Source organism: Actinomadura pelletieri DSM 43383, from assembly GCF_003634705.1.
GTDB lineage: Bacteria > Actinomycetota > Actinomycetes > Streptosporangiales > Streptosporangiaceae > Spirillospora > Spirillospora pelletieri.
Map to the genome: position 1 here is coordinate 521,462 of NZ_RBWU01000007.1, position 25,470 is coordinate 546,931.

Here is a 25,470-nt window from a genome sequence, read left to right on the forward strand (position 1 = left end):
CGTCGAAGGCGAGGCTGTGTTCGTAAAGTTCGTAAAGATCGTACGGTCCGGCGCGCCGGTCCGTGGCCTTCCTGCCATGACCGGACCACGGACTCCGCGCGCCGTCCGTGGTCAGTCCGTGCGGTTGTCCTGTGCGTCCGGGGGGTGCGCGCCGCGGGCGGGTCGGTGGCGTGGACGGTCGGTCTTGGGTTCGACGCGGATCGACGAATGGCCGTAACCGGTCCTGCGGGTGGGAAGCATGCCGGGGACGCTCTCGCTCGCCATGAAGGCCAGGCTCTGCCGGAGGTACTCGCGGGGGCCCGGGTTCAGGTGGACCGCCCAGGGCGGGTCGGGCTCGTGCCGCAGCCAGGCGTAGCAGGCCAGGGCGTAGCCGAACTCCCGCTGGGTGAGGTAGCCGAGCCGTGCGGCGCCGTCGTTGCGGGCCGCGTTGAGCATACGGTCGTCCAGGTGGCCGAGGGGTCGCACGGACCAGCCCCGGGCGGCCGCGCCGAACCGGAACGCGGCGTTCGTGGTGAAGATCCCGAAGCCGAAGAACACGGTGAGCAGGTCGGTCAGCCGCTCGCCGTCCTTGCGGTCGGGGTCGACGCGGCCCTCACCGAGAAGCCGGACATGGGACATCTCGTGCGCGATGATCGCCGTGAGGTACCGCGCGTCCGCGGCCTCCGTACGGTCCAGGCCGATGATCGTCTGACCGTCCTCGACCCGGTAGTGCCCGACGACGCGTTCCGTCCTTCGTTCCGCCGACCCGTCTTCGTTCGCCCGGTCGAAGAGTTCCAGGGTGAGTTCGGACGCGACGATCGCCATCACCTCGCACACTCCGGCCACCAGGTCCGCGATCTGCGCGGGCGTTCCCGCGTACCCGTGGGGCAGGAAGCCCGAGGTCGGCAGGACGGGGCCGCGCACGATCGGCACCAGGCCGAACTCGTGGACGCACCAGTTCAACCACTCCTCGATCCATGCCCGCTGGGCCAGGCTCACCGGGCATTTGGTTTGCTCCTTTCGTAGCCAAGGGGGTGGTTCTTCCGAATTTCTGTACATCATGCTCCCGCCCGATCCGTTTCGACGTGGGTCGGCAGCATTCTCTCCGCGTACTCCCCGAATCTGGCCACGGTCGGTGAATAGGGGAGATAAGAGGACCTGCGCCATTCGGGAGGACGAAATTTGTACAGGGGAAATTCGGAAGTCTGACGACCGTCCGTACCAATCCTCCGGCCGGGGGCCAGGTGTGCGAATTCTTCGTGCATGGGCGGCGACATCCTGTGACGATCGATGCGCGGACCTGGGGTGACCCCCGAACGATCCGCAACAGATGTCCGTCACGACCCGAGGTGTTCTGATGTCCCTGACGATGCATCCGGCAACGGAGTCCGCGCCGCTGTGCTGGCGGCGGTCCTTCCCCGGCGGGGCCGAGCAGGCCCGTGCCGTCCGCCGGTTCGTCGGCTGCCTGCTGGCCGACTGTCCCTACCTCGACGACGTGCTGCTCGCCGCCGACGAACTCGTCGTCAACGCCCTGCGCCACACCAAGTCCGGGCAGGACGGCGGCTTCTTCGTCGTCGAGATCGCCAGGGACGGCGGGCGCGTCGCCGTGTCGGTGGCCGACCAGGGCGGGCCCGGCGAGCCCGCCGTGCTCGACGCCGCCGAGCTCGCCGAGTCCGGGCGCGGGCTGCGCACCGTCTCCCACACGGCGGCGAGCTGGGGCTGGTACGGCAACGACCAGGGCCGTACCGTCACCGCCGTCTTCGTGGGGAGCTGGGCCGCGTGAACGAACCCGCCGCCTGGACGCACCACCAGGTCCACCACCAGGTCCACCACCAGGTCCACGCCGCCATGACCGCCGCGATGCGCGCCGACGTCCACGCCATCGAAGCGGCACTCGTCCGCACCGGGGACCTCGACCTTTACAGCCGCGAGTTCGTCGCCGGGTCCCGGCGTCTCGTGCTCGCCGGCACGGCCGCGCTCACCTGCGTGCTCTCCGCGCACCGGCCCGGCGACGACCCGCACGGTGGGCAGGTCTGCCGCGGCTGCGACTCCCGCCACTGCCGCACTCTGCACGGCGTCGCCGACGTCCTTGCCGCCTACACCGTCCACCCGGGGACCGTCGACCGCGCCGAGGCGTGGCGCCGCGCCGACGCCCACTTCGGTCGCGGCGCCCTGCCCGTCCCGGTGATCATCGAGGAGTTCGCGGACGGGTTCATTGCCCGCGCCGCCGACGGCCCGCAACGACCCCGCCCCACTGCTGACCGTCGACCGGCACACCGGGGCGCTCAGTCGCTGGCTTTCCCTGCCGTTCGAAGTCCGCGTCCGCGAGTACACGCACTGCCGGGCGGGGTGGTAGGGGTCGGCCGGATCCGGAAACGGCCGTGTCACCGCTTTACCATCTCTGTCATGATGTGTTGATTTCTGTCGGTCGACCAGTTCGGACGAAAGGTCTCGGCCATGGGGGAAGTAGGGCCCACTCCGCCGTCGGGCGTCGACACCGCGGTCCCCAACGTCGCCCGGATGTACGACTACTACCTGGGCGGAAAGGACAACTACGCCGCCGACCGGGAGGCCGCGGAGAAGGTCATCGCGGCGATGCCGGGGTCGCGGATCGGGGCGCGCGCCAACCGGGCGTTTCTCATGCGCGCGGTCCGGTATCTGGTGGGGGAGGCGGGGGTCACGCAGTTCCTCGACATCGGCGCGGGGCTCCCCACCCAGAGCAATGTGCACGAGGTGGCGTTATCGGTGAATCCGGCCGCCCGTGTCGTCTACGTCGACTGGGACCCGACGGTCTGCGCGCACAGCCGCGCGCTGATCCGGAACCCGCGCCAGGTGGGCGTCGTCGAGGGTGATCTGCGGTGTCCGGACGCCGTCCTGCGCCACGAGACGACCCGGGCGCTCCTGGACTTCGACCGTCCGATCGCGGTGATGATGGTGTCGATCCTGCACTTCATCGCCGACTCCGACGATCCCCCGAGTCTCGTGGCGCGGTACCGCGACGCCACCGCCCCGGGAAGTCACCTGGTCGTCTCGCATCTGACCGGGGATCTGCTGGAGAAGGCCGTCCCGGAGGAGACAGAGCGGGCCAAGGAGGTCTACCGCCGCACGGCCAGCCCCGTCCACCTGCGGTCGCACGAGCGGATCCGGGAACTGTTCAAGGGGTACGACCTGGTGAGTCCGGGGCTGTCGTGGCTGACCGACTGGCGCCCCGACGAGCCGACCCCGGACGGCTCCACCGTGGTGAGACTCGACGAACGGCGCGGCGCGCCGGTCGAGGAGGCCCCCGGTTACGGCGGTCGGATCCCGGCCTACGCGGGCGTCGGCCGCAGGTCCTGACCGTCCGGGGCCGGGAGGTCAGGCGGCGGTGCGCTTGGCCATGCCCTCGACGGCGGGGTCGAGGCCCCAGGTGAAGATGGTGTGCGGGTGGACGCGGATCAGGTCCGGGCCGAACGGGGAGCCCGGCGCGGGGTCCTCCACGAGCGTCTCGGCGCGGCCGCGGATCTCGATGCCGCGGACGTGCCAGGGCCGGACCGAGGCCAGGTCGTCGATGACGAGGGCCACCTGGTCGTTTCCGGCGATGTTGCGGTACTTGCGGGACTTCGTGAGGTTCCAGCCCCGGATGTCGAAGGCGCCGATGTCGGCGTTGTAGGTGTACCCGACGGGGTTGTTCTGCGGGTCGCCCTTGGGGCCGACCGTGGCCAGCCGGCCCAGACGCTGGGTGGCGAGGTAGTCGCGCTCGATGTCGGTGAGGAACATGGCCCCAGCATGGAACCTCAACTCATCTTCAGGTCAAGCGCGGCATTTGGCGAGATATTCGCCTCCGGGAGACGTGCTCCTTCTGTTGGTATCCGAAGATTTGCTGTGAACTGGATGTCATGGTGCGGCGGGTTCCACGAGGGAGCCACGTACCATGCCGGAACCACCCCGTTCTCTTGCCGACCGTGTCGCACACCGCTGGTTCAGGGTGGTCCTCGCCGTTCTGGCCGCGGCCGTCCTGCTCGGAGCGCTCCTCTCGTGCGGAACGGGTTCGGACGAACCTGAACAGGCCGGGCGGCCGGGGACGACCGTGCCGCCCACCTCGGCTCCGCCGACGCCGCCACCACCGCCGCGGACGCCACCTCCGCCTCAGCCCGGTGAGGAGTCTCCGGACCCCCGCCCAGGGGACGGTCTCGACCCGCGCTTCGCTACGTGCGCGCAGGCCAACGCCCACGGCTACGGCCCCTACGTCAGGGGCGTGGACCCCGAGTACTACTGGTACCTCGACCGTGACCGTGACGGCATCGACTGTGAGCCCTGGACGTACTGGCCGTCGCCGAGCGAGCCGCCGAGTGAGGAGCCGAGCCCCCTGCCGAGCGAGCCGCCGAGTTCCCCGCCGGATGAGGTTCCGGATCCCTCGTCGCCGGATGAGGCGCCGTCCGACGGAGACACGGGCACGGAACCGCCGTCACCTCCGAGCGAGGAGCCGCCGGAGCCCGGGGAGCCGCCGTCCGACACCGAGCCCGGTGGGGAACCCTCGGAGCCGGCGCCGGGAGAGCAGCCGTAACGCGATCGTCCGTCCCCGCGGTGGGCGGAGATCAGGACGGGGGCGTCAGGGAGAGGATGAGTGCTCGCAGGCGCGGGGACATCTCGTTCGGCAGGTCGTCCAGGGCGTACCAGCGGGCCTCAAGGATCTCCGCCGCGTCCAGATCGAGGTGTCCACCGGTCACGCGGGCCTCGTAGTACGTCTCGATCCGGTGCCGGAAACCGCTGGCGACCGCCGCCGGTGGGCCGCCGACCTTCACCTCCAGGGACGTCTCCTCCCGCACCTCGCGGGCGACGCCGTCCTCCAGCCGCTCACCGGCGTCGACATAGCCGCCGGGCAGGCCCCACGCCCGGTACGCGGGCCAGAGCCGGTGCCGCAGCAGCAGGACGCGGCCGTCGTCGTCGCGGACGATCCCGCCCGCGTACACCAGGAAGGTCCGGTGCCGGAGCCGGGCGAGGCGCCACTGCGTCCGCCCGCCGAGCCGTCTCCAGGCCCGCGCGGTCGCGGCGGCGAACCGGATCCTCATTGCGCAGATGGTAGCCGTTCAGTCGGTGACGCGGAGGACGCGGAGCTGGTCGGCGACGAGCCGGTAGTAGCCGACGAGCGTCACCAGCTCGTACAGGCGGGGAAGGCCGAGGACGTCGGTCGCCGCGGTGAAGCCGTCGTCGGTGAGGTCGCCGCTGGCGGCCAGCTCGCGGGCCGCGGCGAGGACGGCGATCTCCACCGGGTCGTCCAGGCCGCAGTCGCCGCCCGCGCGGATCGCGGCGAGCTGGTCCTCGGTGATTCCGGCGTGCAGCGCCGCGTGGCTGTGCACGGCCCACTCGTACTCGGAACGTTCGTGCGCCGCGACCGCGAGGATCGCCAGTTCCTTCTGCCTCGGGGTGAAACCCGTCCCGAAGCGGACGGCGGTGCCGAGTTCCTGCAGCGCGTTGCCGAGTTCGGGGCTGAGCAGCATGCCGTTGAACGGGCCGCGCAGCCGTCCCTCCTCGTCGGTGATCGGGAACGGACGGCTCGTGGTGGCGCGGGCGCTGTCGAGGAGCCGGTCGTAGAGGGCGCGCTGTTCGGCGGTCAGGTCGGCGGGCCGGAACGCGTCGACGCGGGCAGGCATGTGTTCCCCCGGAAAGAAAGGTGGTCGGTCAGCGGGCGCCGGCGGGGTCGCCACCGGTCTGAAAGCTGTTGTGGTAGGCGAAGACCCGGCGTTCCTCGGCCGTGAGGGTGCGCATGACCTCGGTACGCCACGGCGTGTTCGTCGCCGCCCGGTAGGCGTCGCCGTCGAAGACGCCCGGATCGTCGATCTCGTGGAGGGCGAGGAAGCGGGGCGCGTCGCCGTCCACGAGAGCGTACCGCCGGGTCCGGCGCCAGCCGGGCAGCGCGTGCAGGGCCGGGATGTGCTCCTCGACGTACCAGGCGTGGAAATCCGGTTCCCGCGCGGGCTCGACGGTCATCGCGCGGGCCAGCAGGATCGGCGGCGGCGCGGCGGCGGGCGCGCCGTGCTCGTCCACCAGTGCGTAGATCCGGCGGTCGAGGACCTCCAGCGCGGCCATGACCGTGGTCTCCCGCGCGCTGCGCCGCTCGCGCAACCGGCGGTACTCGGGCGTCTGGAGAACGTCCAGGTCAAGGTCGTACCATGCGAGCCAGGACGGCGCCCGGCCGTCGACGGCGCGGTACCGGTGACCCTGGTGGACGCCCGGCAGGGCGAGCCGTGCGGGGCCGTGCTCGCCGTCGTACCAGTCGTGGAACGCGTCCTCGTCGCCGTCCCGTGGCTGGGACAGGACGTAGAGCAGACCTTCGGTCCCGCCCTCCCGCACGTCTTCGGGCACGATGGGCCTTCCTTGCTCGGCGAGGTCCCCGGATCCCGGGGACCGTCCCGGATGCCGGAGACTAGGGTTGTCCACGGAATCCGTTCTACTGACGAACTTTCGTGCGTCGGTAGATAACATTGGAGTCGGGAGTTCAGGAATGTCAAGGCAGGACCCGGATGTGATCGACTCGGTCGAGAAGGCGTTCCGCGTGCTGGAGGCCTTCTCGGCGGACCATCCGACGCTGACCGTGAGCGAGGCGGCGGAGCTCACCGGCCTGTCCCGGGCGACCGCCCGGCGCATCCTGCTGACCTGCGTCCGGCTCGGGTTCGCGGAGGTGGACGACCGCCGGTTCCGGCTGCTGCCGCGCGTGCTGCGCCTCGGTTACGGGTACCTCGCCTCACTGCCGATCTGGGAGCGCGCCCAGCCGCACATGCGCAGGCTGGCGGAGGAGGCGCGGGAGTCGTGCTCGGCGGCCACCCTGGACGGCGAGGAGATCGTCTACGTCGCCCGCGTGCCCGCCAAACGCAGCATGTCGATCGTGCTGAACGTGGGCTCGCGGCTGCCCGCCCACCCGACGTCCATGGGACGGGTCCTGCTGGCCGCACTGCCCCCCGACCGGCTCCGCGAGCGCATCGGCACGATGCGGCTCGACCAGCTCACCCCGCACACCATCACCGACCCGGCCGCGCTGGCGGCGGAACTCGACCGGGTGCGCGAACAGGGCTACGCGGTGGTGGACGGCGAACGCGAGGAGGGCGTCCGCTCGGCGGCGGCACCGGTCCGGGACGGTTCGGGCGCCGTGATCGCGGCCATCAACATCTCGGCCAACGCGGGCCGCGTCTCGGTCGCCGACCTGTACGAACGCTTCGTCCCGCTGGTCGTGCAGGCGGCCGACGCCATCTCCCGGGACATCGACTTCGTCCCGTCGAGCTAGTCGCGGCCCACTTCGCTCGCCTTGCGGCCCACTTCGCTCGCCTTGCGGCCCACTTCGCTCGCCTTGCGGCCCACTTCGCTCGCCTTGCGGCTCGCTACGTGACCGTTCCTGAAGCGAACGCGGTATCGCTTCGCGATCCGCCCGGCTCCGCTCGCCTTCGGCTTCGCTGCACGGGTAGTTAACGCGTTTGCGGGCTGAGGTCGCTGTGTTCTTGCAGGCCTGGCCGACTGCGCTCGTCTGGCGGCTCGCTGCGTGGCCGGGTCTGGGGCGAGCGCGGTATCGCTTCGCGTTCTGCCCGGTTTCGCTCGCCTTCGGCTTTGCTGCACGGGTAGGTAACGCGTTTGCGGGCTGAGGTCGCTGTGTTCTTGCAGGCCTGGCCGACTGCGCTCGTCTGGCGGCTCGCTGCGTGGCCGGGCTTGGGGCGAGCGCGCATCGCTTCGCGATCTGCCCGGTTTCGCTCGCCTTCGGCTTTGCTGCAACTGGCGGTTACGCGTTCGCGCGTGGGTTGAGGTCACTTTGCGACAGGTCCTGCGCGTGCTTCTTGGGCAGGGTCATGCCTGACGGCTCTCGCTTGGCGGGCTCTTGACCCTGATCGGTACGTCGGTCACACTCGCCTTCTAACCGGCGTACATCTGTGCGACTGACGAACAGAGGTGGAGCGATGTCCAGGGCCACGTCCGCGCTGCGGACCGCCTTCACCACGAAGCTCTGGCTGACGGTACTGGTCGCCCTCGCGCTCGGCGCCCTGCTCGGGTTGGTCGCGCCGGACGCCGGGGCGTCCATGCAGCCGCTCGGCGACGGCTTCATCTCGTTGATCCGGATGCTGGTCGGCCCGGTGATCTTCTGCACGATCGTGACCGGGATCGCCTCCGCCGGCGCCCTGGCGGGCATGGGCCGCGTCGGCGTCAAGGCCCTGGTCTACTTCGAGATCATCACCACCATCGCGCTGATCATGGGTCTGGTGGTGATGGACGTGCTGCGTCCGGGCGACGGTGTGCACGCCGACCCCGACGCGATCAAGCTCACCGGCAAGGCGAGCGAGTACGCGGCGGACGGGGAGAACCAGCACTGGTACGACTTCCTCGTCAACATCATTCCGGAGAGCGTGGTCAGCGCCTTCGTGGACGGGAACGTCCTGCAGATCCTCCTCGTGTCCGTGCTGTTCGCCATCGCCGTGAAGATGATGGGCGAGCGCGGCGCCCCCATCGCGCGCGGTGTGGAGCGGGTCGGCGAGGCCGTCTTCGGCATCGTCCGGCTGATCATGTACCTGGCCCCGATCGGGGCGTTCGGCGCGATGGCCTACACCACCGGCAGGTTCGGCACCAAGACGCTGACCAGCCTCGGCGCCTTCGTCGGCCTGTTCTGGGCGACCGGGATCGTGTTCTGCCTGCTCGTGCTCGGTGTCGTGGCGAGGCTCTGCGGCATTCGCATCCTTCCCCTCTACCGCTATTTCAAGGACGAGCTGCTCATCACCCTCGGCACCGCCAACTACGAGGCGGTCATGCCGAAACTCATCGAGAAGCTGGAAAAGCTGGGTTGTCCGCGGCCCATCGTGGGGCTGGTCGTCCCGTCCGGTTACGCGTTCAACTCCGACGGCGTCTGCCTCTACATGGGGTTCGCCGGGCTCTATATCGCGCAGGCGTTCGACATCGGCATGTCGTTCTGGCAGCAGCTCGGCCTGCTCGCGGTCTTCCTCATCACGTCCAAGGGCGGCGCGGGCATCGCCGGCGCGGGTTTCGTCCTGCTCGCTGCCAGCCTCTCCACCACGGGCGTCATTCCGGTCGCGGGAATCATGCTCATCTTCGGTGTCGACCGGTTCCTGTCGATGATGCGCGGCATCGTGAGCCTCTGCGGTCAGATGCTGGCCAGCATCGTCGTCAGCAAATGGGAGGGCGTGTTCGACCGCGACCGCGCCATGCTGGTCCTCCGCGGCGGTACCCCGACCGACGACCCGGCGCCCGCCGACCCGCTCCCGGCCGCGCCCGTCGGCGGCAAGGCGTGACCGGACGGCCGGGACGCGGTGAACCCGAGGAATTCCGACAGGGGAGTGCGGCGGTAATGATCGTTCATTGGTGGTCACTTTCGCAAGGAGTCCCGGAAATGTCCTGAGATGTCAAGATCTCAAGGGCGAATAGTGACAAATGATGTTGATCAGATCGTAAGCTTCGGTGAATGGCGGCGAGGGTATAATTTCGACGGCATAATTCGATACCTCGCCCCGGAGTGCAGATGCGTCCCATCCGCCCCAGTCTGGTCGCCTTCGGCGCGGCGACCCTCGCCGCCGGATCCCTGCTCTGGCCCGCGTCCGCCTCCGCGGCCGCCACCAGCTATGTCGCCCTCGGCGACTCCTACTCGTCCGGCACGGGGGCCGGAAGCTACGACCCGGCCAGCGGGTCGTGCACGCGCAGCGCGAACGCCTATCCGAAACTGTGGGCGGCGGCGCACGAGACCGCGTCGTTCAAGTTCGTCGCCTGTTCCGGGGCGACGACCGCGACCGTCATCAGCGGCCAGCTCGGCGCGCTGAGCTCGTCCACGACGCTGGTCAGCATCTCGGTGGGCGGCAACGACGCCGGGTTCGCCGACGTCATGCAGACCTGCGTGCTGAACTCGGACTCGACCTGCCAGAGCCGGGTGACGCAGGCCGAGACCTATATGAAGAACACCCTGCCCGGCCGGCTCGACTCGGTGTACTCCAAGATCCGCGACAGGGCGCCGTCCGCCCGTGTCGTGGTGCTCGGCTATCCCCGGCTCTACCAGATCGTCAACGGGTGCGTGGGGCTGAGCACGACCAAGCGCAAGGCGCTCAACCACGCCGCCGACACGCTGGCGGGGGTGACCGCCAAGGCCGTGAGCCGCGCCGGCTTCACCTGGTCCGACGTCCGGGACGAGTTCTCCGGGCATGAGCTGTGCTCCGGCGACGACTGGCTCAACGCCGTCACGATCCCGCTCGACGCGTCCTACCATCCGACCGCGCGTGGCCATCGGCTCGGCTACCTGCCCGCTCTGACCGGCTCCGTCCGCGCCGCCATGAAGCGGCACACCCAAACCTGATCTACAACGTAAAGGCGGTCACCGGCGAAGCGTGCGGCAGCTCAGCACGCCCAGGGGGACCGGCGCCCAGAACGTGACGGCCCGGAACAGCAGCACCGCGTGCAGGGCCGGGCCGGCGGCGAAGCCGAGCGCGGCGAGCGCGGCCACCAGCGCGGCCTCGGTGGTGCCGACGCCGCCGGGGGTCGGGATCGCCGATCCCGCCGCCGCCCCCACCAGGTAGGCGGTGACGAGCGCGAGGACGTCGGTCGGGCCCGCGCCCGTTCCGGGCACGGCGAGGACGGACAGCGCGAACGCCAGACCGAGCGCGAGCGTGGTCGCGGCGGACCCGGCGAGGGCGACCGCCAGGTCGCGCGGGCGGCGGCACAGGTCGGTGACCCCGGCCGCGGCCCGTCGCAGCGCGGCCCGTCCCAGCGGGGAGCGTTCCGGGGCGGCGCGGGCGGCGCGCCTGGCCCACAGCGCGGCGGCGGGCAGCAGCACACCGCCCGCGACGAGCACCGGCACGGACGGGACGAGTCCCACGGCCGCGACGGCATGGCTGCCCAGCGCGTCCAGCACGCGGCCGTCGCCGCCGCCGAGGCCGAAGGCGGCGACGAGCAGCAGCAGATCCGCGAGCACGCTCGCCACCTGGAAGACGGTGACGGCGATCGCGGCCTGCGGGAGCGGCAGGCCCCGGCAGACGAGGTAGCGGGTGTTGACGGCGACGGCGCCGAGCCCGCCCGGCGCGACACGGTTGGCCGCCGCGGCGGTCAGTTGGGTCAGCGTCGTCTCGTACAGGGGGATCGGCCGGCCGGACGCGGCGCGCAGCGCGACCGCCGAGAACACGAAGTGCAGCGCCGACAGCAGGACCAGCGCGGGTAGGAACGCCCAGCGCATCCGGGTGAACGCCGTCGTCACGCCGTTCATCGCCGGGAGCGGCGGGCCGCCGGCCAGCAGCACCGTGACCAGAGCGGCGGCGAGCAGTGCCCCGACTATGGCCCAGCGGGTCCGGCGGGTCCGGAGGGACCGCCGGAAAGGGAATGGTGTCGCGGCGTCCGCGCCGGGACCGGGGAGTCCGGCGGGCGCCGCGCGTTCAGCGCCTGCGGCGATCGTCTCCACACCTCAGTGATCGACTATTTGACTGAAGGGTACGCGACCTTCAGACCTGCGCGGTGCGAACGATGGGGGACGTTCGGGGCGTCCGGATCGCCTGTGCTCGCGGGGTTCGGGCGGCGCGGCGGTCGGGCGGAGGGTTTCTTGCGCGGCACGGCTCATTGGTCCACGCCATAGTTGAATTTCACACTATGATTAGGCTCCGCTACAGGACGTGACGGTCGCATGACCGAACTTTGGAGGACCGGGGGAGTGAGAGCATGACCGGCGTACATCAGCGGCTGGGTGAGCGAATCAGGCACCTCAGAGGGGGCAGGTCCGGCCGGGGCGGGCGCCGGCCCGGCCCGGCCACGGCCTCCGGCGGCCGGGCGATCGTGCTGACCTGTGGCGACTACCTCGCGATCGCCGAGCATCCGGCGATCACCGACGCCATGATCGTCGGCCTGCGGTCGGCGGACGCCACGGCCCCGCTGCCGGGCCCGTGCCTGCCCGACGAGCATCCGCAGATCGTGCTCGGCGCGGAGTTCGCTCGGCACATGGGCGCTCGCGCGGGGGTGCTGTGCCCGTCGGGCTGGGCGGCCGGCGCGGGCCTGATGCAGGTGGTCGCGGGGCCGGAGGTGCCCGTCTACCTGGACGTTCTCGCGCACCTGTCGCTGTGGGAGGGGGCACGGGCGGCGGGCGCCGAGCCGGCGGGGTTCCGCCACAACGACCTCGTCGACCTGCGTCGCCGGGTCGAGGCGGCCGGTCCGGGGGTGATCGTCGTGGACGCGGTCTACGGCACCGACGGTTCGGTGGCGCCGCTGCCGGCCCTGGTGGAGTTCGCCGAGGAGCACGGGTGCCTCCTCGTCGTGGACGAGTCGCATTCGCTCGGCACGCACGGCGAGCGTGGTGAGGGCCTCGTCGCCGCGCTCGGGCTCACCGGCCGGGTCGACTTCCGCACGGCGAGCCTGACGAAGGCGCTGGCCGGACGGGCGGGTCTGATCGCCTGTGACCGTCCGGGGTTCGTGGACTACTTCGCGCACGCCGCGCTGCCCGCGGTGTTCGGTTCGGCGTTGCTGCCGCATGACATCGCGGGTCTGGCGGCGGCGCTGAAGGTCGTCCGGGACGAGAACCGTCGCCGTGACCGGCTGCGTGTCGTCACGCGCCGGCTGCGGGACGGGTTGACCGAGCTCGGCCACCGGTTGGTGGAGTCCGACACGGCGATCATCGCGATCGAGGCGGAGTCGGAGGCGGACGCGACGCGGGTGCGTGACGCGCTGGTGTCGGGTGGGGTCTACAGCGCGGCGCTGTTCCCGCCGGCGGCGTCGGCGGGGCGGACGCTGGTGCGGCTGTCCGCGCACGCGGGTCTCAGTGACGGCGATGTCCGCCGGGTGCTGGAGGTGTTCGCCCGGACCGGTGAGCCGGTGGTGGCGTCGTCGCGGTCCGGGCGGTCCGTTCGTCACGGTGCCGGTCGCTCGTAGGCCGGGGGGTCAGGTGGACAGTTCCTCGGTGAGCGCGGCGGTGAACGCGTCGACGTCGTCCTCGGTGGTGTCGAAGGAGCACACCCAGCGGACCTCGCCGGTCTTTTCGTCCCAGATGTAGAACGGGAACCGTTTGCGCAGCCGCTCCGCCGCGGCTTTCGGCATGACGGCGAACACGGCGTTGGCCTCGACGGCCTGGGTGATCCGGACGCCGGGCACGGTGCGGGCGGCGTCGGCGAGGCGGCGGGCCATGGCGTTGGCGTGGGCGGCGTTGCGGAGCCACAGGTCACCGTCGAGGAGCGCGGCGAGCTGTGCCGACACGTACCGCATCTTGGACGCCAGTTGCATGCTCGACTTGCGCAGGTACGGGACGCCCCGTGCCGCGTCGGGGTTCAGGACGACGATCGCCTCGCCGAGCAGCAGCCCGTTCTTGGTGCCGCCGAACGACAGCACGTCCACGCCGGCGTCGGTGGTGAGGGCGCGGAGCGGCAGGTCGAGGGAGGCGGCGGCGTTGGCGACGCGCGCGCCGTCCATGTGCAGGGTCATGCCGTGCTCGTGCGTCGCGGCCGCGATCGCCGCGGTCTCCTCCGCCGTGTAGACGGTGCCGAGTTCCGTGCTCTGGGTGATGGAGACGACGGCGGGTTGTCGTCGTTGGACGTTGCCGAAGCCGGTGGCGTGCGCCTCGACGAGGTCGGGTGTCAGCTTGCCGTCGGGGGTCGGCACGGTGACGAGCTTCAGGCCCGCGATCTTCTCGGGGGCGCCGCACTCGTCGGTGTTGATGTGGGCGGACTCGGGGCAGATGACGGAGCTCCACCGTTCCGACATGGCCTGCAACGACACGACGTTCGCGCCGGTGCCGTTGAACACCGGGAACACCTCGGCCCGTTCGCCGAAGTGGCGCCGGACGATGTCGCGGAGCCGGGCGGTGGTCGTGTCGTCGCCGTAGGCGGGTTGGTGCCCGTCGTTGACGGCGGTGAGCGCGGCGAGGATGTCGGGGTGGACGCTCGCCTGGTTGTCGCTGGCGAACGCCGGGCCGGTGCCGGTCGGGGACTGTGTCATGGGTGCATTGTCCGGCACGGTCGTTCGAGGCGTTTCGTCGTCCGCTGCTCAGCCGTCCGCCGTTCGGTGTTCCGCCGTTCTCACGCGGGCCGGTCGGTGATGTTCTGGATCGGGGCGGGCGCGGTGTCGGCCGGGGGTTCGGCGGTGCGCAGCGCCATGCGCGCGCGCATGGCGTCCACGTCGTCGCCGAGCCTGGCGAGGTTGGCCTGCAGGTCGCGCCACAGTCCGGTCCGGTGTTCCAGTTGCGCGAGCTTGGTGCGCAGGTCGGCGATGCGTCGTTCGGCGGCCTCGAGCCGGGTCTGGTGGCCCGCGGTGTCGCGGCCGGTGCGGATCAGGCTGGTGGCGACGGCGGCCAGGTCGCGTTCGGTGTCGTCCATGCGCTCGTCGATGCGCGGCAGGAGCCGGTCGTTGAGCTGGCCGACGAGGGAGTCGAGTTCGGTGCGGAGCGTCCGCAGCTCGGTATCCTGGTCGCGGACGGTCTGTTCCAGACTCGCGACACGTTCGGTGTAGGAGGGGAGGAACCGGCCGAGTTCCGCCGACCGTTCCAGATCCCGCCCGAGTCTGACGAGAAGGCCCACGCCTTCTCGCAGCTGACGCTCCGCCTCGGCGGCGGCGCGGCGGACGAGACCCGGGATCACGGTCATGGCGCTCCCTCCAGGGGACGGCTTCGATGGATTCCTCCTAAACTCTAGGCGAACCACGTCTGAAGATTTTGTGGACCGGACGTTTTATTTCGGCCGTCCGAGCCGGTTTCCGGCGTCCGTCGGGCGGGGTGCCGGACGGCACGCGCACAGCCCGCGGCGGACGATGAGCCGGGCGCGTTCGGTGGTGTAGTCGGCCCGGTTGCGGGCCGGGCGGACACGGTGGCAGGTCAGGCAGAGCATCGGTCGTTCGTCCTCCCGTGGCGCGGGGAGCGGCGGTACCGGCGGCGCCCCGTGCGCGTTCCCCCGAACAGCCCATATGGGGCGACGCGACCCCCGAACCGGTCCTGCTGCTCCCGGCGTCGGCCACGTTAGGCGCCCGAAGGTTGCATGCACGTTGCGGTCGATCGGTCACTGTCCGTGTGAGATTTCGCGGTGGGAACCCCGGAAACGGTTGCGCCGCCACGCGGATGGCCCGATCCTCGGACGGGCCGGGGAAGCAGTCGGAGGATCGGGGTAGTTCGGGGAAGGAGTGGTGGTGGTGCACAGTCCGGTGGCCGTCCGGCCGCCGATCCTCGAGTCGTGGCGTCGCTCCCGGGTCGCCGGTGTCGACGCGGGCGTGGCGGCCGCTCCGCTGGTGTTCGACCGTGACGTCCTCGCCGACGCCCGTGTCGCCCATCCGCTGGAACGTCATCTGCCGATGCTCGAGGAGCTGCTCCGGCGCGTCGCCGACGAGACCGAGCATCTGATGGTGATCAGCGACGCCACCGGGCACGTGCTGTGGCGGCAGGGCCCGCCGGCCGTGCGGCGGGCCGCCGACGCGATCGGGCTGACGGAGGGTTTCCGCTGGTCGGAGGACGCCGTCGGAACCAACGGGATCGGCACCGCCCTCGCCTCGGGCCGGCCCGAGTACGTGTACGCGGCCGAGCACGTCGCGCACGTCCTGCGCGGTTGGTCCTGCGCGGGCGCTCCGATCACCGATCCGGACTCGGGGCTGGTGATCGGCTGTATCGATGTCAGCGCGACGGCGGCGGCGTTGCATCCGGCGACGGTGGCGCTGGTCGCGGCGGCGGCGGGGCTCGCCGAGTCGCGGCTGGAAAACGAGATGCGGCAGCGGGACGAGCGGTTGCGTGAACGGCTCCTGCCGCATCTGCGCGCCTCGCGGGAGACCGGTGTGCTGGTCACCGCGACCGGTCGGATCATCGGGACCGGGCCGGGGGAACCGGGTGTGGCCGGGTGGCGGGGGCGGCGGGTGCGCGTCCCCGAGTGCGGCCGGACGGTCACGTTGCCGGACGGGCGCGCCGCCGTCGCCGAACCGCTCGGTGAGGCGTTCCTGCTGCGCCTGCGCGGGGGCCCTCCGCCGCGGGACGCCGCCGCCTCGCCTTCCGGTGGCTCGCCGTCCCTCGGTGGCGCGCCGGTCGGGGGCGGGTCGCCGTCCGCCGGTGGGAGGCCGCTGCTGACGCTGTCGTTCCTCGGCGACGACCGGCCGCGGGCCCGGTTGGACGGCGCGCCGTTGGCGTTGACGTTGCGGCACGCGGAGATCCTGGCGTTGCTGGCCCTGCATCCGCGTGGTCTGACCGGTGACCGGCTCGCGCTGTACCTGTACGGCGACGACGGTAGTGCCGCGACCGTCCGGCCGGAGATCCACCGGCTCCGCCAGCAGCTCGGCGGTCTCGTGCGCGCCCGCCCGTACCGGCTCGGTTGCGCGGTCGAGGCCGACTTCCTCACCGTCCGGCGGCTGCTGGACGAGGGGGACGTCGCCGCGGCGGTGCGGCTCTACGCGGGGGAGTTGCTGCCCGGTTCGGACGCGCCGGCCGTTCGCGCGGAACGCGACGAGTTGGCGGTGCTGCTCCGGCGGCTGGCACTCGACCGGGGCGGCGCCGACGCGTTGTGGGCCTACGCGCAGACGGAGTCCGGGCGCGCCGACCTGGAGGCGTTGGAGCGGCTTCGGGCCGTCCTTCCGGTGGGTGATCCGCGGTTGCCGGCCGTCGCATCCCGCAGCGATCGCCTTCTCAGTGAGGAGCTTGGGCCGGGGAGTCGTCCGCGTCGTTGAGGTGGGTGCTGTCGTTGTAGCAGACGGCCCGTGGACCGGACCCGTCCAGCCGCCACCGGCTCAAGGACGCGTTCGCGACGCGTGCCTTGTCGATCTCCATGATCTCCCGCTCCGACAGGCCTTCCACCAGGTACCGGGTCATGACGACGATCACGTCGTGCGCGACGACCAGGACTCGCCCGCCGGGCGCCTCGTTCTCCAGGTCGCGGTAGAAGCTGCGCAGCCGCAGCGCCAGGTCGGCCCAGGACTCGCCGCCGGGCGGCCGGTGGTAGAACTTGCCGAGGCGGCGCAGCCGGTCGGCCTCCTCAGGGAACCGGCGGCGGACGCCGAGTTCGGTGAGGCCGGACAGGACGCCCTGCTCACGGTCGCGGAGCCGTTCGTCGACGCGGATCCGCGGCCCGTCGGGATTCTGCGGCGCGGCGTACGGCGTCTGCGCGAGCGCGATCCTGGCCGTGTCGAGGGCGCGGACGAACGGGGAGGTCACGACGGTGGTCGGGCGTTCGTCCTCGGGGAGGGCGGCGAGCCGGCGGCCGAGGTTCGCGGCCTGCGCGCGGCCGGTGTCCGTCAGCGGCACGTCCGGGTCCCGTTCGGGAACGTCGATCTCCTCGGCGCCGGCGCCGAGCGCCGCCGCGTAGGCGAGGTTGGCGGTGCTCTCGCCGTGCCGGGTCAGAATCAGCCACTGCAGCGCCTTCACGCCCGCCATGCTGCCACGCCCCCGGACCTCCTGAGCCGCGTCGTGATGAGCCGCGTCCTCTACAGGACGTAGTACTCTTTTGTCCGTGACGGACGCACTGTCCACTGTGATCATCGTGGTGGCGTTGCTGCTCGCCGCCTACGCCCTGGTGACGACGCTGCGCAACCGCGCCATGGACGCCGCGCATCTCATCGCGCTCGGCGTCCTGGAACTTCTGCTGGTCGCGCAGGCCGTCGTCGGGTTCGTCAAACTCTCCGGCGACGAGGGGCCGGACAGTTCGGTGACGTTCGCCGGCTACCTGCTCGGCATTCTGCTCATCCCCGTCGCGGGCGCCGGCTGGGGCCTGCTGGAACGCACCCGGTGGGGCTCGGGTGTGATCATCGTGGTCGGGATCGCGGTCGCGGTCATGGTGGTCAGGCTGGGCCAGTTGTGGAGCGGCACCGGTGGCTGAGCCCGAACGCGCCCGTCCCTCCGGCGGGGCCCGTGCGGACGACGGCGTCCGCGCCGACGCCGGCACCCGCACGGGCGGCGCGTCCCGCCGCGGCACCGCGGGCGGGCCGGGACGGTTGCTGGTCGCCGTCTACGCGGTGTTCGCGCTGGCGGCCGGTGCTCGGGCGGGTGTACAGATCGCCACCCGGTTCTCCGACGCGCCGCTCGCCTACTCCCTGTCGGCGTTCGCGGCGGCCGTCTACGTCCTGGCGACGGTGGCGCTCGCCCGGGGCGGCCGGACGTCCTTCCGGGTGGCCGTCGCCGCCTGCACCACCGAACTGGTCGGTGTGCTGGTGGTGGGCTCGCTCAGCGTCGCCGACCCCGACGCGTTTCCGGACGAGACCGTCTGGTCCGGGTTCGGGCGGGGCTACGGGTTCGTGCCGCTGGTGCTCCCGGTCGTGGGCCTGCTGTGGTTGCGCCGCACCGCCCGCCCGGGTGGCGGGCCCGAAACGGGCGGTGGGCGCCCTGTGGGCGGCGGCGAGTGAGCCCTCCGGCCACAGGTGTCTGTCGGTCCCACGGGTGGTCATGGCGTGGTCACGCGGCGTTGGGCGGGGTGAGCCGGCCGCCGATCGGCAGGGCGTGCACGGCGGCGCGGGCGATGGCCTGGACCTCGTCGGGGGAGTAGTCGGCGGACGGGTTGCGGCCCATCCAGCGGATCAGTCTCAGTGGCGGCGCGAACACGATCCCGTCGGCGGTGAACGGCGTCCGAACGAGTTTGCCGCCGTGCACGGCCAGCACCGGCCGTACCTTCACGGGCACCTCCGCGACCCGTGAGATCAGCTCGGCGGCGGCGTCGGCCCGCGCGGTCAGCTCGCCCACCAGCTTGGACTGGGTCCGGCCGTCGATGAACAGCCGCCCGCCGTGGTGGGAGATCTCCGCGTCGGGACGCCAGGCCTCGTTGTGCACCAGCCACACGCCGCCCGGCCCGACCACGAGTTCGTCGGCGGACCCGTGGCCCGGGACCACCCGCTCGTACAGAACCTGGTGTCCGCGCCGCTCCAGCGTGAGGCGCGACCACCGGTTCATCCGCTCCGTGCCGCGCAGTCCGCGCCGCCACACGCTGGACGCGTGGTAAACGCGCCAATGGACGAACGCGTCCGCCGACGCCACCAGCACGGCCATCACGATTCCGAATATGGGGTTCACCAGCAGCCCGCACACAAGGAGCGTCACGACCGCCAGAATTGCGCGGGTCCGCAATCTACCTTTTCGGCCGCGCTGCCACAGGTCCTCGTATACCGCCTGCGGCGAGCCTCCGGTGAACGCCGCCCTGTCCCTCAGGTAGATGGAGCTGCCGATCATGACGAACCTTCCCAGCACCCTGCGATGACGCCCTCATTATGGGGAGGTCCGCGGCAATGTGGCCACACTTAGCAAGGTGACGTAAATCAAACGTGGAAGCAACTTCCCGGCTGGAAAGCATTGTCTACCTGGTATTTCTACATGGTTGGGCGGGCCGGTCCGCGGGAAGATTTCTGAAGCGTCCACAGAATGGCTGAAAGGCACGGTGCAAGTCTCACCGCAACGAACAGAGCCTTTTTCATTCGCGTGGCATATCCCGCATGAGTGGTCACGCAGCGGAACGTTCCGGACGGTCCGCGAAGCCGGCTCTGGGCGGGGCCGGCGGCGCGTGCGGCGGCCCGTCGAGGGGGCGCGCGCCGCTTCTAGCGGGAGGCGATGAGGGTCTCGATGCCGTCCAAAATTCGGGCCAGTCCGAACTCGAAGGCGCGGCCGGGGGAGATGGCCGAGTTGTACTCCATGCCGGCGGCGGTCCCGACGCGGGTGGCGACCGGGTAGTCGTCCTCGTTCACGAACGCCTCGAGGGCGGGGGCGACGGTGTTCCACCACTCGACGTCGCTGATGCCGCTGCGGCGCTCGGCCTCGGCGGCGTTGACCGACACGCGGGCGGCGCTCTCGGCGAAGCCCGTGACGAGGGCGACGACCGAGTCCATCTCCACGTCGGTGAGGCCGGCGCCCTCCACCGCGCGCAACTCGTTCTCGTACTTGGCGATCGTGTTCGGGCCGAGCGGCGGGCGCGCCAGCGTCACCCGCAACAGCCACGGGTGGCGGTGGAACAGGGCCCAGTTGTCGCGGGCGACGTGCTCCAGCCGCTCCCGCCAGGTGTCGCCGGACGCGGGCGTCAACTCTCCGAACACGCGGTCCACCATGACGTCGATCAGCTCGGCCTTGCCGGGCACATAGGTGTAGATCGACATGGGGGAGACGCCGAGCTCGTCGGCGATACGGCGCATGGACGGCGCGTCCAGGCCCTCCGCGTCGGCCAGCGCGATCGCGGTGCGGACGATCTCCTCGGCGGTCAGTCGCGGCTTCGGCCCGCGCCGCGGTGGACGGTTCGCCGCGTCCCGCGCGCCCCACAGGAGCTCCAGGCTGCGCATCGGGTCGCCGGCCCCGCTGTACTCGGTCGTCACATCGGGAATCCTCTCAGGGATGAAACTCTGTACGTCGTACGTTATAGTGTCGCCGACATTAACTCCGTACACCGTCCATAATTGTGGCGTACATAGTTTGGAGGACGGGTGACGCGACCGACCTTCGCGGTCCACGCCGAGGGGCTGCGCAAGCGCTACGGCGACACGGCCGCCCTCGACGGGCTCGACCTGCGAATCCCCGCCGGCACCGTGCACGGCCTGCTCGGCCCGAACGGCGCGGGCAAGACCACCGCCGTGCGCGTCCTGACGACGCTGACGGCGCCGGACTCCGGCACCGCCGCCGTCGCCGGGCACGACGTCGTCCGGGAGGCGGCGCGGGTGCGGTGCGCCATCGGGCTCGTCGGCCAGCACGCCGCCGTCGACGAGGTGCTCGGCGCGCGGCAGAACCTCGTCATGTTCGGCCGCCTCTACCACCTCGGCGCGAAGGAGGCGCGGCGCCGGGCGGACGAGCTGCTCGACCGGTTCCGGCTCGCCGACGCCGCCGACCGGCCCGCGGGCGCGCTCTCCGGCGGCATGCGGCGCCGCCTCGACCTGGCCGCGTCGATGATCCTCGCGCCGCCGGTGCTGTTCCTGGACGAGCCCACCACCGGCCTCGACCCGCGCAGCCGCATCGAGGTGTGGGACGCGGTCCGGGGCCTGGTGGAGGGCGGCACGACCGTCGTGCTCACCACCCAGTACCTGGAGGAGGCCGACCGGCTCGCACACGGCGTCTCGGTGGTCGACCGCGGACGGGTCATCGCCGAGGGCACCCCGGACGCCCTCAAGGGACGCCTCGGCGGCGACCGCGTCGAGGTCGTCCTGGACGATCCCGCCACGCTCGACACGGCCGCCGCGATCGTCGGCCGGGTCGCGTCCGGCGAGGTCGACGTGGACGCCGACGCCCTGCGCGTCGGCGCCCCGGTCTCCGGGCGGGGCGCCGCGCTCACCGAGACCGTCCGGGCCCTGGACGAGGCGGGCGTCGGGGTCGCCGACATCGGCCTGCGCCGCCCCACGCTCGACGAGGTGTTCCTGCACCTCACGGACACGACCGCCGAAACCGAAACGACCACCGAACAGGAGGCACGCGCGTGAACGTTCAGACGCTGCGCTGGGCCGTCGCCGACGGCCGGACCCTCACCGGGCGGGCCCTCGCCCACTGGGCGCGCAGGCCCGGCGAGGTCGCCGTCGCGCTGCTGTTCCCGGTGATGGTCGTGCTGATGATGGGCTACCTGTTCGGTGGCCAGATGGACGTGCCCGGCGGCGGCGACTACCGGGAGTTCATCATCCCCGGCATGTTCGCGCTGACGATGGTGTTCGGCGTCGAGACGACGTTCGCCGCGGTCGCGGGCGACGCGGCCAAGGGCGTGACGGACCGGTTCCGCTCCATGCCGATGTCCTCGTCCGCCGTGGTCGTGGGACGGGCCGTCGCCGACATGCTGCACTCGGTCGCCGGGCTGGCCGTGATGGCGGTCTGCGGGGTGCTGATCGGCTGGCGCGTCCACGACGGCGCGGGCCGGGCGCTCGCCGCGTTCGGGCTGCTGTTGCTCCTGCGGTTCTCACTGGTGTGGGTCGGTGTCTTCCTCGGCCTGCTCGCGAAGGGCCCGGAGTCGGTGGCGGTCGTCCAGACGCTGGTGTGGCCGATCGGGTTCCTGTCCAGCGCCCTGGTCGCGCCGAGCACCATGCCGGACTGGCTCGGCGTGATCGCCGAGTGGAACCCGATGTCGGCGACGGTCACGGCGTGCCGGGACCTGTTCGGCGGCGGCGCGACCGGCGGGTCGTGGGCGGTGCGGCACAGCGTCCTGATGGCGGTGGTGTGGCCGGTGGCGATCACCGCGGTGTTCGCCCCGCTCGCGGCCCACCGCTACCGCACGCGTTCATGACCGGACCGGCCCACTTCACTCGCCTTGCGGCTGTGTTCACTGCAGGCACGGCCCACTTCGCTCGCCTGGCGGCTCGCTGTGTTGATTGCAGGCACGGCCCACTTCGCTCGCCTTGCGGCTCGCTACGTGACCGTTCCTGGAGCGAACGCGGCATCGCTTCGCGATCCGCCCGGTTCCGCTCGCCTTCGGCTTCGCTCCACCGGGCGGGTCACGCGTTCGCGTGCGGGCCGAGGCCTCGGCGACCCGGCTCTAGCCGGGGACGGTCAGGAGCGTGCGGGGACCGCCCGCGGGTTCGCCGATCGTGCGGACCTCGAAGCGGGCGATCTCCCGCGGTTGCAGGGCGGTGCCGCCCTGCAACGTGAGGCGTGGCCGCGCGGACCCGGGCAGCCCGTACCCGGCGGCGGGCACCGACCAGCCCACGACCGTGTGGGCGCGGCCCGCGCGGTCCACGGCGACCAGTTCGCACTCCAGTGGCCCGCGGACCCGGCTGAGTTCCAGCGCGATCCGGCTGCCCCACGCCCTGCGCTGCGTCGCGACCGTCCCGGTGACGCCGGTGCCCGCGTCGGCCGCCGACGCGCGGTGACCGTCCCGCAGCAGCGCGGCCGTTCCGCCGTCCGGCCGGGACGCCGCCCGGTCACGGTCGGCGCCCAGCGTGAAACCGGTGCCTAGCGCCGCGCCGACCAGCACGACACCGGCGGCGGCCGTGGCCATCGCCCGGACCGCGCGGTGGCGCCGGTCCCGGCGGCTTCGCCGCCGCAGCAGGTCGGCGAGCACCGCCGGTTCGGGCGGCGGCGGAACCGCGTCCGCCGGTTCGGGGATCCGGCCGATGCCGTCCAGTGTCGCGGCGACGCCGCGCAGTTCCGCGAGTTCGGTGTCGCACGCCGGGCATCCCGACAGGTGGTTCTCGAACGCCCGCCGGTCGGGTTCTTCGAGCAGGCCGAGGGCGTAGGCGCCGACGTCGGTATGCGACCCGGTATGTGACCCGGTATGTGACATGGCCGCGCTCATGGCGTCACGCCCCTTTCCTCCAGGGCGACGCGCAGCGCCCTGAGCGCGTAGTAGACGCGGGACTTCACGGTCCCCACGGGAATGCCGAGATGCTTGGCGGCCTCGTTCACCGAGCGGTCCCGGAAGAAGGTCTCGTCGAGGATCTCGCGGTGGGCGGGGGACAGCGCGAGGAGGGCCTCGGACACGACGACGGAGCGCAGCAGGTCCTCCAGTCCGTCGGGGACGCGCATGTTCTCCAGCGGACCCTCGCCCGCCTCCTGCGGCCGGGCGTTCTTGCGACGCTGGTCGTCGATGACGATCCGGCGGGCGACCGTCGCCAGCCACGGCAGCAGCGAGGCCGCGTTCTCGTCGAGCTGGTGCGCGCTGCGCCATGCGCGGATCATCGTCTCCTGGACGACGTCCTCGGCCCAGTGCCGGTCCCCGCCGGTCAGGCGGAGGACGAACGACAGCAGCGGACGCCCGTACACGCGGTACAACTCGGTCACGATCACCTGGTCGTCCACGTCGCCCGAGGGCCGCGGGCCGCGGAACCAGCTCCACGGACCGGCGGGACGTTCTCGCGGGGCCGACACGGCGGCCGGTGATCTGTGCGCCATTGCGGGGGTCTCCGGCTGAAGCGGGGGCGGACGACGCGGTGACCGTGCGCCCGAAGGGGCTTCGAGCGCCCGGCATCGCGTCGAGAAGCAGTACGGGACCCCGGCGCCGGGGGTTCAACGGACCCGGTTGGACCGGTCCTTTCCACTGTGGCCCTTACTGGTTCGCTATCTTCTCCTTACCGTCGGCGCGGACGGTCCGCGTCCCGCGTCCTAGTTCCGGTGATGGACACGTAGGCCCGTCGCCACCGGTCCGGAACCAGGGGCAACGCTCACTCCAACCCGTGGAGCGAATGCGGGCATCAGGCCCATTTGCCCAGATCAGGACCGAGGGGCGGGATCGGGACATTGAGAGGGAACGGCGACACACGACTCAGCTACCGCCTGCTGGTGGCGGTGGACATCCAGGGCTACAGCAAACGCGACACCCGCGAGCAGTTGCTCGCGCAGCGCGACCTGTGCGACGCGCTCGACCGCGCCGCGCACGCCGCCGGCCTGGACCGGGACCGGTGGGACAAACAGGTCGGCGGGGACGGCGAACTGGCCACGCTGCCGGACGGCACCGACCCGGCAGCCGTGGCGGGCGACTTCGTCATCGGCCTCGCCGACGCGCTGCGCGAACTCAACCGGGAGACGACCGGCGCGACCGGCCCGGCGACCCGCCGCGCGACCGGCCGCGAAACGGGCCGGCATCCGCTGCGGGTGCGGCTCTCGCTGCACCACGGCACGCTGACCGCCGGGCCGTTCGGACCGGCCGGCGACGCGCCCATCGTCGTCCAGCGGCTGCTGGACGCCGCGCCGCTGCGCCGCCTCCTGCACGACGACGCCGACCGCGACCTGGCCTGCGTCGTCTCCGACTCGCTGTTCGAGGACGTCGTGCGGACCGGGTTCTGCGCGCTGTCGCCGGACGCGTTCCAGGCCATCAAGGTCACCGCGAAGGGCACGGCCTTCCGCGGCCACATCCTCACCGGCCACGCGGCCCGCCGCCCCGCCGAGGCGGACGCCCGCGGCGACCACCACGGGGGCGGCGACCGACACGACGGCGTGCGCGGCGACGGCGGCGATTGCGGTGGAGGCGGGAGCGGGCCGGGCGATCGGCTCGTCCCCGAGGCCCGCGTCCTCGACTTCCCGGCCTTCGCCGTCGGCTAGGCCCGGGAAGCGAACGGCCGGATGCGCGGTTGACGCCTGCGAGACCGGAAATCCCGGTGGTCTACGGAGGTGGACGATGGCGGACGAGACGGCCCTGGCGAAGCTGGTGGCGGAGCACGACCTCGGGGTGCTGATCACCCTCAAACGGGATGGCAGGCCCCAGTCGTCCAACATCAACTACCACTTCGACGAGGACCGCCGGCTCGTCCGGATCTCGATCACCGCCGACCGGGCCAAGGCCCGCAACCTGGCCCGCGACCCGCGGGCGAGCCTGCACGTCAGCACCCCCGACGGCTGGTCGTACGCCGTCGCCGAGGGAACCGTGGACCTGTCGGCCGTCGCCGCCGACCCCGGTGACGCGGCCGTCGACGAACTCGTCGAGCTGTACCGGGACATCCGCGGCGACCACCCCGACTGGGACGAGTACCGCCGCGTCATGGTCGAGGACGGTCGCCTCGTCGTCCGCCTGCACGTCGAACGCCTCTACGGACGCGCCGGCTCCTGACCCGCCCGCGCCCGACGCACCCGGCCGCCTCCCGCACCCGGGACCCCGGGCCGGGGGCCGCGCGACCCCCCGCGCGACCCCCGGCGAAAAGGTGCGGGCCGAGGGCACCCCGCAGTTCCCTCGGCCCGCACGA

The 25,470-nt window shown here is 71.9% G+C and carries 29 protein-coding genes; 15 read left to right on the top strand and 14 right to left on the bottom strand.

Annotated features, from left to right (window positions below):
• Nucleotides 1-111: 111 nt before the first annotated feature.
• Nucleotides 112-978, bottom strand: a complete 867-nt coding sequence (locus BZB76_RS30585; protein ID WP_121437879.1) for a hypothetical protein — start codon at nucleotides 976-978, stop codon at nucleotides 112-114.
• A 358-nt stretch (nucleotides 979-1,336) separates the two neighbouring features.
• Here BZB76_RS30585 and BZB76_RS30590 point away from each other — a divergent pair, with 358 nt between their 5' ends.
• Genes BZB76_RS30590 through BZB76_RS30600 form a run of 3 tightly spaced genes read left to right on the top strand, consistent with a single transcriptional unit; the run spans nucleotide 1,337 to nucleotide 3,315 of the window.
• On the top strand, nucleotides 1,337-1,762 hold the full coding sequence (locus BZB76_RS30590) for an ATP-binding protein (RefSeq protein ID WP_121437987.1): 426 nt from the start codon (nucleotides 1,337-1,339) through the stop codon (nucleotides 1,760-1,762).
• Nucleotides 1,759-2,397, top strand: a complete 639-nt coding sequence (locus BZB76_RS30595) for a hypothetical protein (RefSeq protein ID WP_121437880.1) — start codon at nucleotides 1,759-1,761, stop codon at nucleotides 2,395-2,397. Before BZB76_RS30590 ends, BZB76_RS30595 begins: the two co-directional genes overlap by 4 nt.
• A gap of 39 nt (nucleotides 2,398-2,436) precedes the next feature.
• Nucleotides 2,437-3,315: an SAM-dependent methyltransferase gene (locus BZB76_RS30600; protein ID WP_121437881.1), complete on the top strand. Its 879-nt coding sequence runs from the start codon at nucleotides 2,437-2,439 to the stop codon at nucleotides 3,313-3,315.
• A gap of 18 nt (nucleotides 3,316-3,333) precedes the next feature.
• Here the strand turns inward: BZB76_RS30600 and BZB76_RS30605 are convergent, their stop codons facing one another.
• On the bottom strand, nucleotides 3,334-3,735 hold the full coding sequence (locus BZB76_RS30605; RefSeq protein ID WP_121437882.1) for a PPOX class F420-dependent oxidoreductase: 402 nt from the start codon (nucleotides 3,733-3,735) through the stop codon (nucleotides 3,334-3,336).
• Between the two features lie 154 nt (nucleotides 3,736-3,889).
• Between BZB76_RS30605 and BZB76_RS35435 the strand changes: the two genes are divergently transcribed.
• Nucleotides 3,890-4,522, top strand: a complete 633-nt coding sequence (locus tag BZB76_RS35435; protein ID WP_211343257.1) for an excalibur calcium-binding domain-containing protein — start codon at nucleotides 3,890-3,892, stop codon at nucleotides 4,520-4,522.
• A gap of 31 nt (nucleotides 4,523-4,553) precedes the next feature.
• Here the strand turns inward: BZB76_RS35435 and BZB76_RS30615 are convergent, their stop codons facing one another.
• The 3 genes from BZB76_RS30615 to BZB76_RS30625 are packed head-to-tail and all read right to left on the bottom strand — an operon-like array spanning nucleotide 4,554 to nucleotide 6,321.
• On the bottom strand, nucleotides 4,554-5,027 hold the full coding sequence (locus BZB76_RS30615) for an NUDIX hydrolase (RefSeq protein WP_121437883.1): 474 nt from the start codon (nucleotides 5,025-5,027) through the stop codon (nucleotides 4,554-4,556).
• A gap of 18 nt (nucleotides 5,028-5,045) precedes the next feature.
• The gene (locus BZB76_RS30620) at nucleotides 5,046-5,609 is read right to left on the bottom strand and encodes a carboxymuconolactone decarboxylase family protein (RefSeq protein WP_121437884.1); all 564 of its coding nucleotides are present in this window, start codon (nucleotides 5,607-5,609) and stop codon (nucleotides 5,046-5,048) included.
• A 28-nt stretch (nucleotides 5,610-5,637) separates the two neighbouring features.
• Entirely contained in the window at nucleotides 5,638-6,321 is a 684-nt protein-coding gene (locus tag BZB76_RS30625; RefSeq protein WP_121437885.1) for a DUF4286 family protein, read from the bottom strand.
• Between the two features lie 139 nt (nucleotides 6,322-6,460).
• Between BZB76_RS30625 and BZB76_RS30630 the strand changes: the two genes are divergently transcribed.
• The 3 genes from BZB76_RS30630 (at nucleotide 6,461) to BZB76_RS30645 (ending at nucleotide 10,288) form a co-directional block, all read left to right on the top strand.
• Entirely contained in the window at nucleotides 6,461-7,237 is a 777-nt protein-coding gene (locus tag BZB76_RS30630) for an IclR family transcriptional regulator domain-containing protein (RefSeq protein ID WP_121437886.1), read from the top strand.
• Nucleotides 7,238-7,898: 661 nt separating this feature from the next.
• The gene (locus BZB76_RS30640; RefSeq protein WP_121437888.1) at nucleotides 7,899-9,239 is read left to right on the top strand and encodes a cation:dicarboxylate symporter family transporter; all 1,341 of its coding nucleotides are present in this window, start codon (nucleotides 7,899-7,901) and stop codon (nucleotides 9,237-9,239) included.
• Nucleotides 9,240-9,466: 227 nt separating this feature from the next.
• A complete protein-coding gene (locus BZB76_RS30645) occupies nucleotides 9,467-10,288 on the top strand; it encodes an SGNH/GDSL hydrolase family protein (RefSeq protein WP_121437889.1) in 822 nt (273 codons plus the stop codon).
• An 18-nt stretch (nucleotides 10,289-10,306) separates the two neighbouring features.
• Here the strand turns inward: BZB76_RS30645 and BZB76_RS30650 are convergent, their stop codons facing one another.
• The gene (locus BZB76_RS30650; RefSeq protein ID WP_121437890.1) at nucleotides 10,307-11,383 is read right to left on the bottom strand and encodes a lysylphosphatidylglycerol synthase transmembrane domain-containing protein; all 1,077 of its coding nucleotides are present in this window, start codon (nucleotides 11,381-11,383) and stop codon (nucleotides 10,307-10,309) included.
• Between the two features lie 254 nt (nucleotides 11,384-11,637).
• On the opposite strand from BZB76_RS30650, the gene BZB76_RS30655 reads away from it, so the two are divergent.
• Entirely contained in the window at nucleotides 11,638-12,837 is a 1,200-nt protein-coding gene (locus tag BZB76_RS30655) for an aminotransferase class I/II-fold pyridoxal phosphate-dependent enzyme (protein WP_121437891.1), read from the top strand.
• 9 nt (nucleotides 12,838-12,846) lie between these two features.
• Here the strand turns inward: BZB76_RS30655 and BZB76_RS30660 are convergent, their stop codons facing one another.
• The 3 genes from BZB76_RS30660 to BZB76_RS35040 form a co-directional block, all read right to left on the bottom strand.
• A complete protein-coding gene (locus tag BZB76_RS30660; protein ID WP_121437892.1) occupies nucleotides 12,847-13,896 on the bottom strand; it encodes a threonine aldolase family protein in 1,050 nt (349 codons plus the stop codon).
• 80 nt (nucleotides 13,897-13,976) lie between these two features.
• Entirely contained in the window at nucleotides 13,977-14,540 is a 564-nt protein-coding gene (locus BZB76_RS30665) for a hypothetical protein (protein ID WP_121437893.1), read from the bottom strand.
• A gap of 84 nt (nucleotides 14,541-14,624) precedes the next feature.
• On the bottom strand, nucleotides 14,625-14,780 hold the full coding sequence (locus BZB76_RS35040; RefSeq protein WP_170180830.1) for a hypothetical protein: 156 nt from the start codon (nucleotides 14,778-14,780) through the stop codon (nucleotides 14,625-14,627).
• A gap of 295 nt (nucleotides 14,781-15,075) precedes the next feature.
• On the opposite strand from BZB76_RS35040, the gene BZB76_RS30670 reads away from it, so the two are divergent.
• The gene (locus tag BZB76_RS30670) at nucleotides 15,076-16,590 is read left to right on the top strand and encodes a GAF domain-containing protein (RefSeq protein ID WP_246007316.1); all 1,515 of its coding nucleotides are present in this window, start codon (nucleotides 15,076-15,078) and stop codon (nucleotides 16,588-16,590) included.
• Here the strand turns inward: BZB76_RS30670 and BZB76_RS30675 are convergent.
• Nucleotides 16,550-17,293 (bottom strand): histidine phosphatase family protein, encoded by a 744-nt coding sequence (locus BZB76_RS30675; protein WP_121437895.1) that lies wholly within the window; start codon nucleotides 17,291-17,293, stop codon nucleotides 16,550-16,552. The two genes, BZB76_RS30670 and BZB76_RS30675, sit on opposite strands and share 41 nt — an antisense overlap.
• A gap of 76 nt (nucleotides 17,294-17,369) precedes the next feature.
• Between BZB76_RS30675 and BZB76_RS30680 the strand changes: the two genes are divergently transcribed.
• Nucleotides 17,370-17,735, top strand: a complete 366-nt coding sequence (locus BZB76_RS30680; RefSeq protein WP_121437988.1) for a hypothetical protein — start codon at nucleotides 17,370-17,372, stop codon at nucleotides 17,733-17,735.
• A gap of 115 nt (nucleotides 17,736-17,850) precedes the next feature.
• Nucleotides 17,851-18,258 (top strand): hypothetical protein, encoded by a 408-nt coding sequence (locus BZB76_RS30685; protein ID WP_121437989.1) that lies wholly within the window; start codon nucleotides 17,851-17,853, stop codon nucleotides 18,256-18,258.
• A gap of 49 nt (nucleotides 18,259-18,307) precedes the next feature.
• Here BZB76_RS30685 and BZB76_RS30690 read toward each other — a convergent pair whose 3' ends face one another.
• The gene (locus BZB76_RS30690) at nucleotides 18,308-19,075 is read right to left on the bottom strand and encodes an NERD domain-containing protein (protein WP_170180831.1); all 768 of its coding nucleotides are present in this window, start codon (nucleotides 19,073-19,075) and stop codon (nucleotides 18,308-18,310) included.
• Nucleotides 19,076-19,437: 362 nt separating this feature from the next.
• Nucleotides 19,438-20,202, bottom strand: a complete 765-nt coding sequence (locus BZB76_RS30695) for a TetR/AcrR family transcriptional regulator (protein WP_211343258.1) — start codon at nucleotides 20,200-20,202, stop codon at nucleotides 19,438-19,440.
• 108 nt (nucleotides 20,203-20,310) lie between these two features.
• Here BZB76_RS30695 and BZB76_RS30700 point away from each other — a divergent pair, with 108 nt between their 5' ends.
• A complete protein-coding gene (locus tag BZB76_RS30700) occupies nucleotides 20,311-21,294 on the top strand; it encodes an ATP-binding cassette domain-containing protein (protein ID WP_121437896.1) in 984 nt (327 codons plus the stop codon).
• Nucleotides 21,291-22,082: an ABC transporter permease gene (locus tag BZB76_RS30705; protein WP_121437897.1), complete on the top strand. Its 792-nt coding sequence runs from the start codon at nucleotides 21,291-21,293 to the stop codon at nucleotides 22,080-22,082. Before BZB76_RS30700 ends, BZB76_RS30705 begins: the two co-directional genes overlap by 4 nt.
• A 249-nt stretch (nucleotides 22,083-22,331) precedes the next feature.
• Here the strand turns inward: BZB76_RS30705 and BZB76_RS36170 are convergent, their stop codons facing one another.
• Entirely contained in the window at nucleotides 22,332-23,078 is a 747-nt protein-coding gene (locus tag BZB76_RS36170) for a zf-HC2 domain-containing protein (protein WP_170180832.1), read from the bottom strand.
• An 8-nt stretch (nucleotides 23,079-23,086) separates the two neighbouring features.
• Nucleotides 23,087-23,686: a sigma-70 family RNA polymerase sigma factor gene (locus tag BZB76_RS30715; protein ID WP_246007317.1), complete on the bottom strand. Its 600-nt coding sequence runs from the start codon at nucleotides 23,684-23,686 to the stop codon at nucleotides 23,087-23,089.
• Nucleotides 23,687-24,031: 345 nt separating this feature from the next.
• On the opposite strand from BZB76_RS30715, the gene BZB76_RS30720 reads away from it, so the two are divergent.
• Together BZB76_RS30720 and BZB76_RS30725 are read left to right on the top strand one after the other, a co-directional pair.
• Nucleotides 24,032-24,832, top strand: a complete 801-nt coding sequence (locus BZB76_RS30720; RefSeq protein WP_246007318.1) for a hypothetical protein — start codon at nucleotides 24,032-24,034, stop codon at nucleotides 24,830-24,832.
• Nucleotides 24,833-24,908: 76 nt separating this feature from the next.
• Nucleotides 24,909-25,337: a PPOX class F420-dependent oxidoreductase gene (locus tag BZB76_RS30725; RefSeq protein WP_121437899.1), complete on the top strand. Its 429-nt coding sequence runs from the start codon at nucleotides 24,909-24,911 to the stop codon at nucleotides 25,335-25,337.
• Nucleotides 25,338-25,470: the final 133 nt, after the last annotated feature.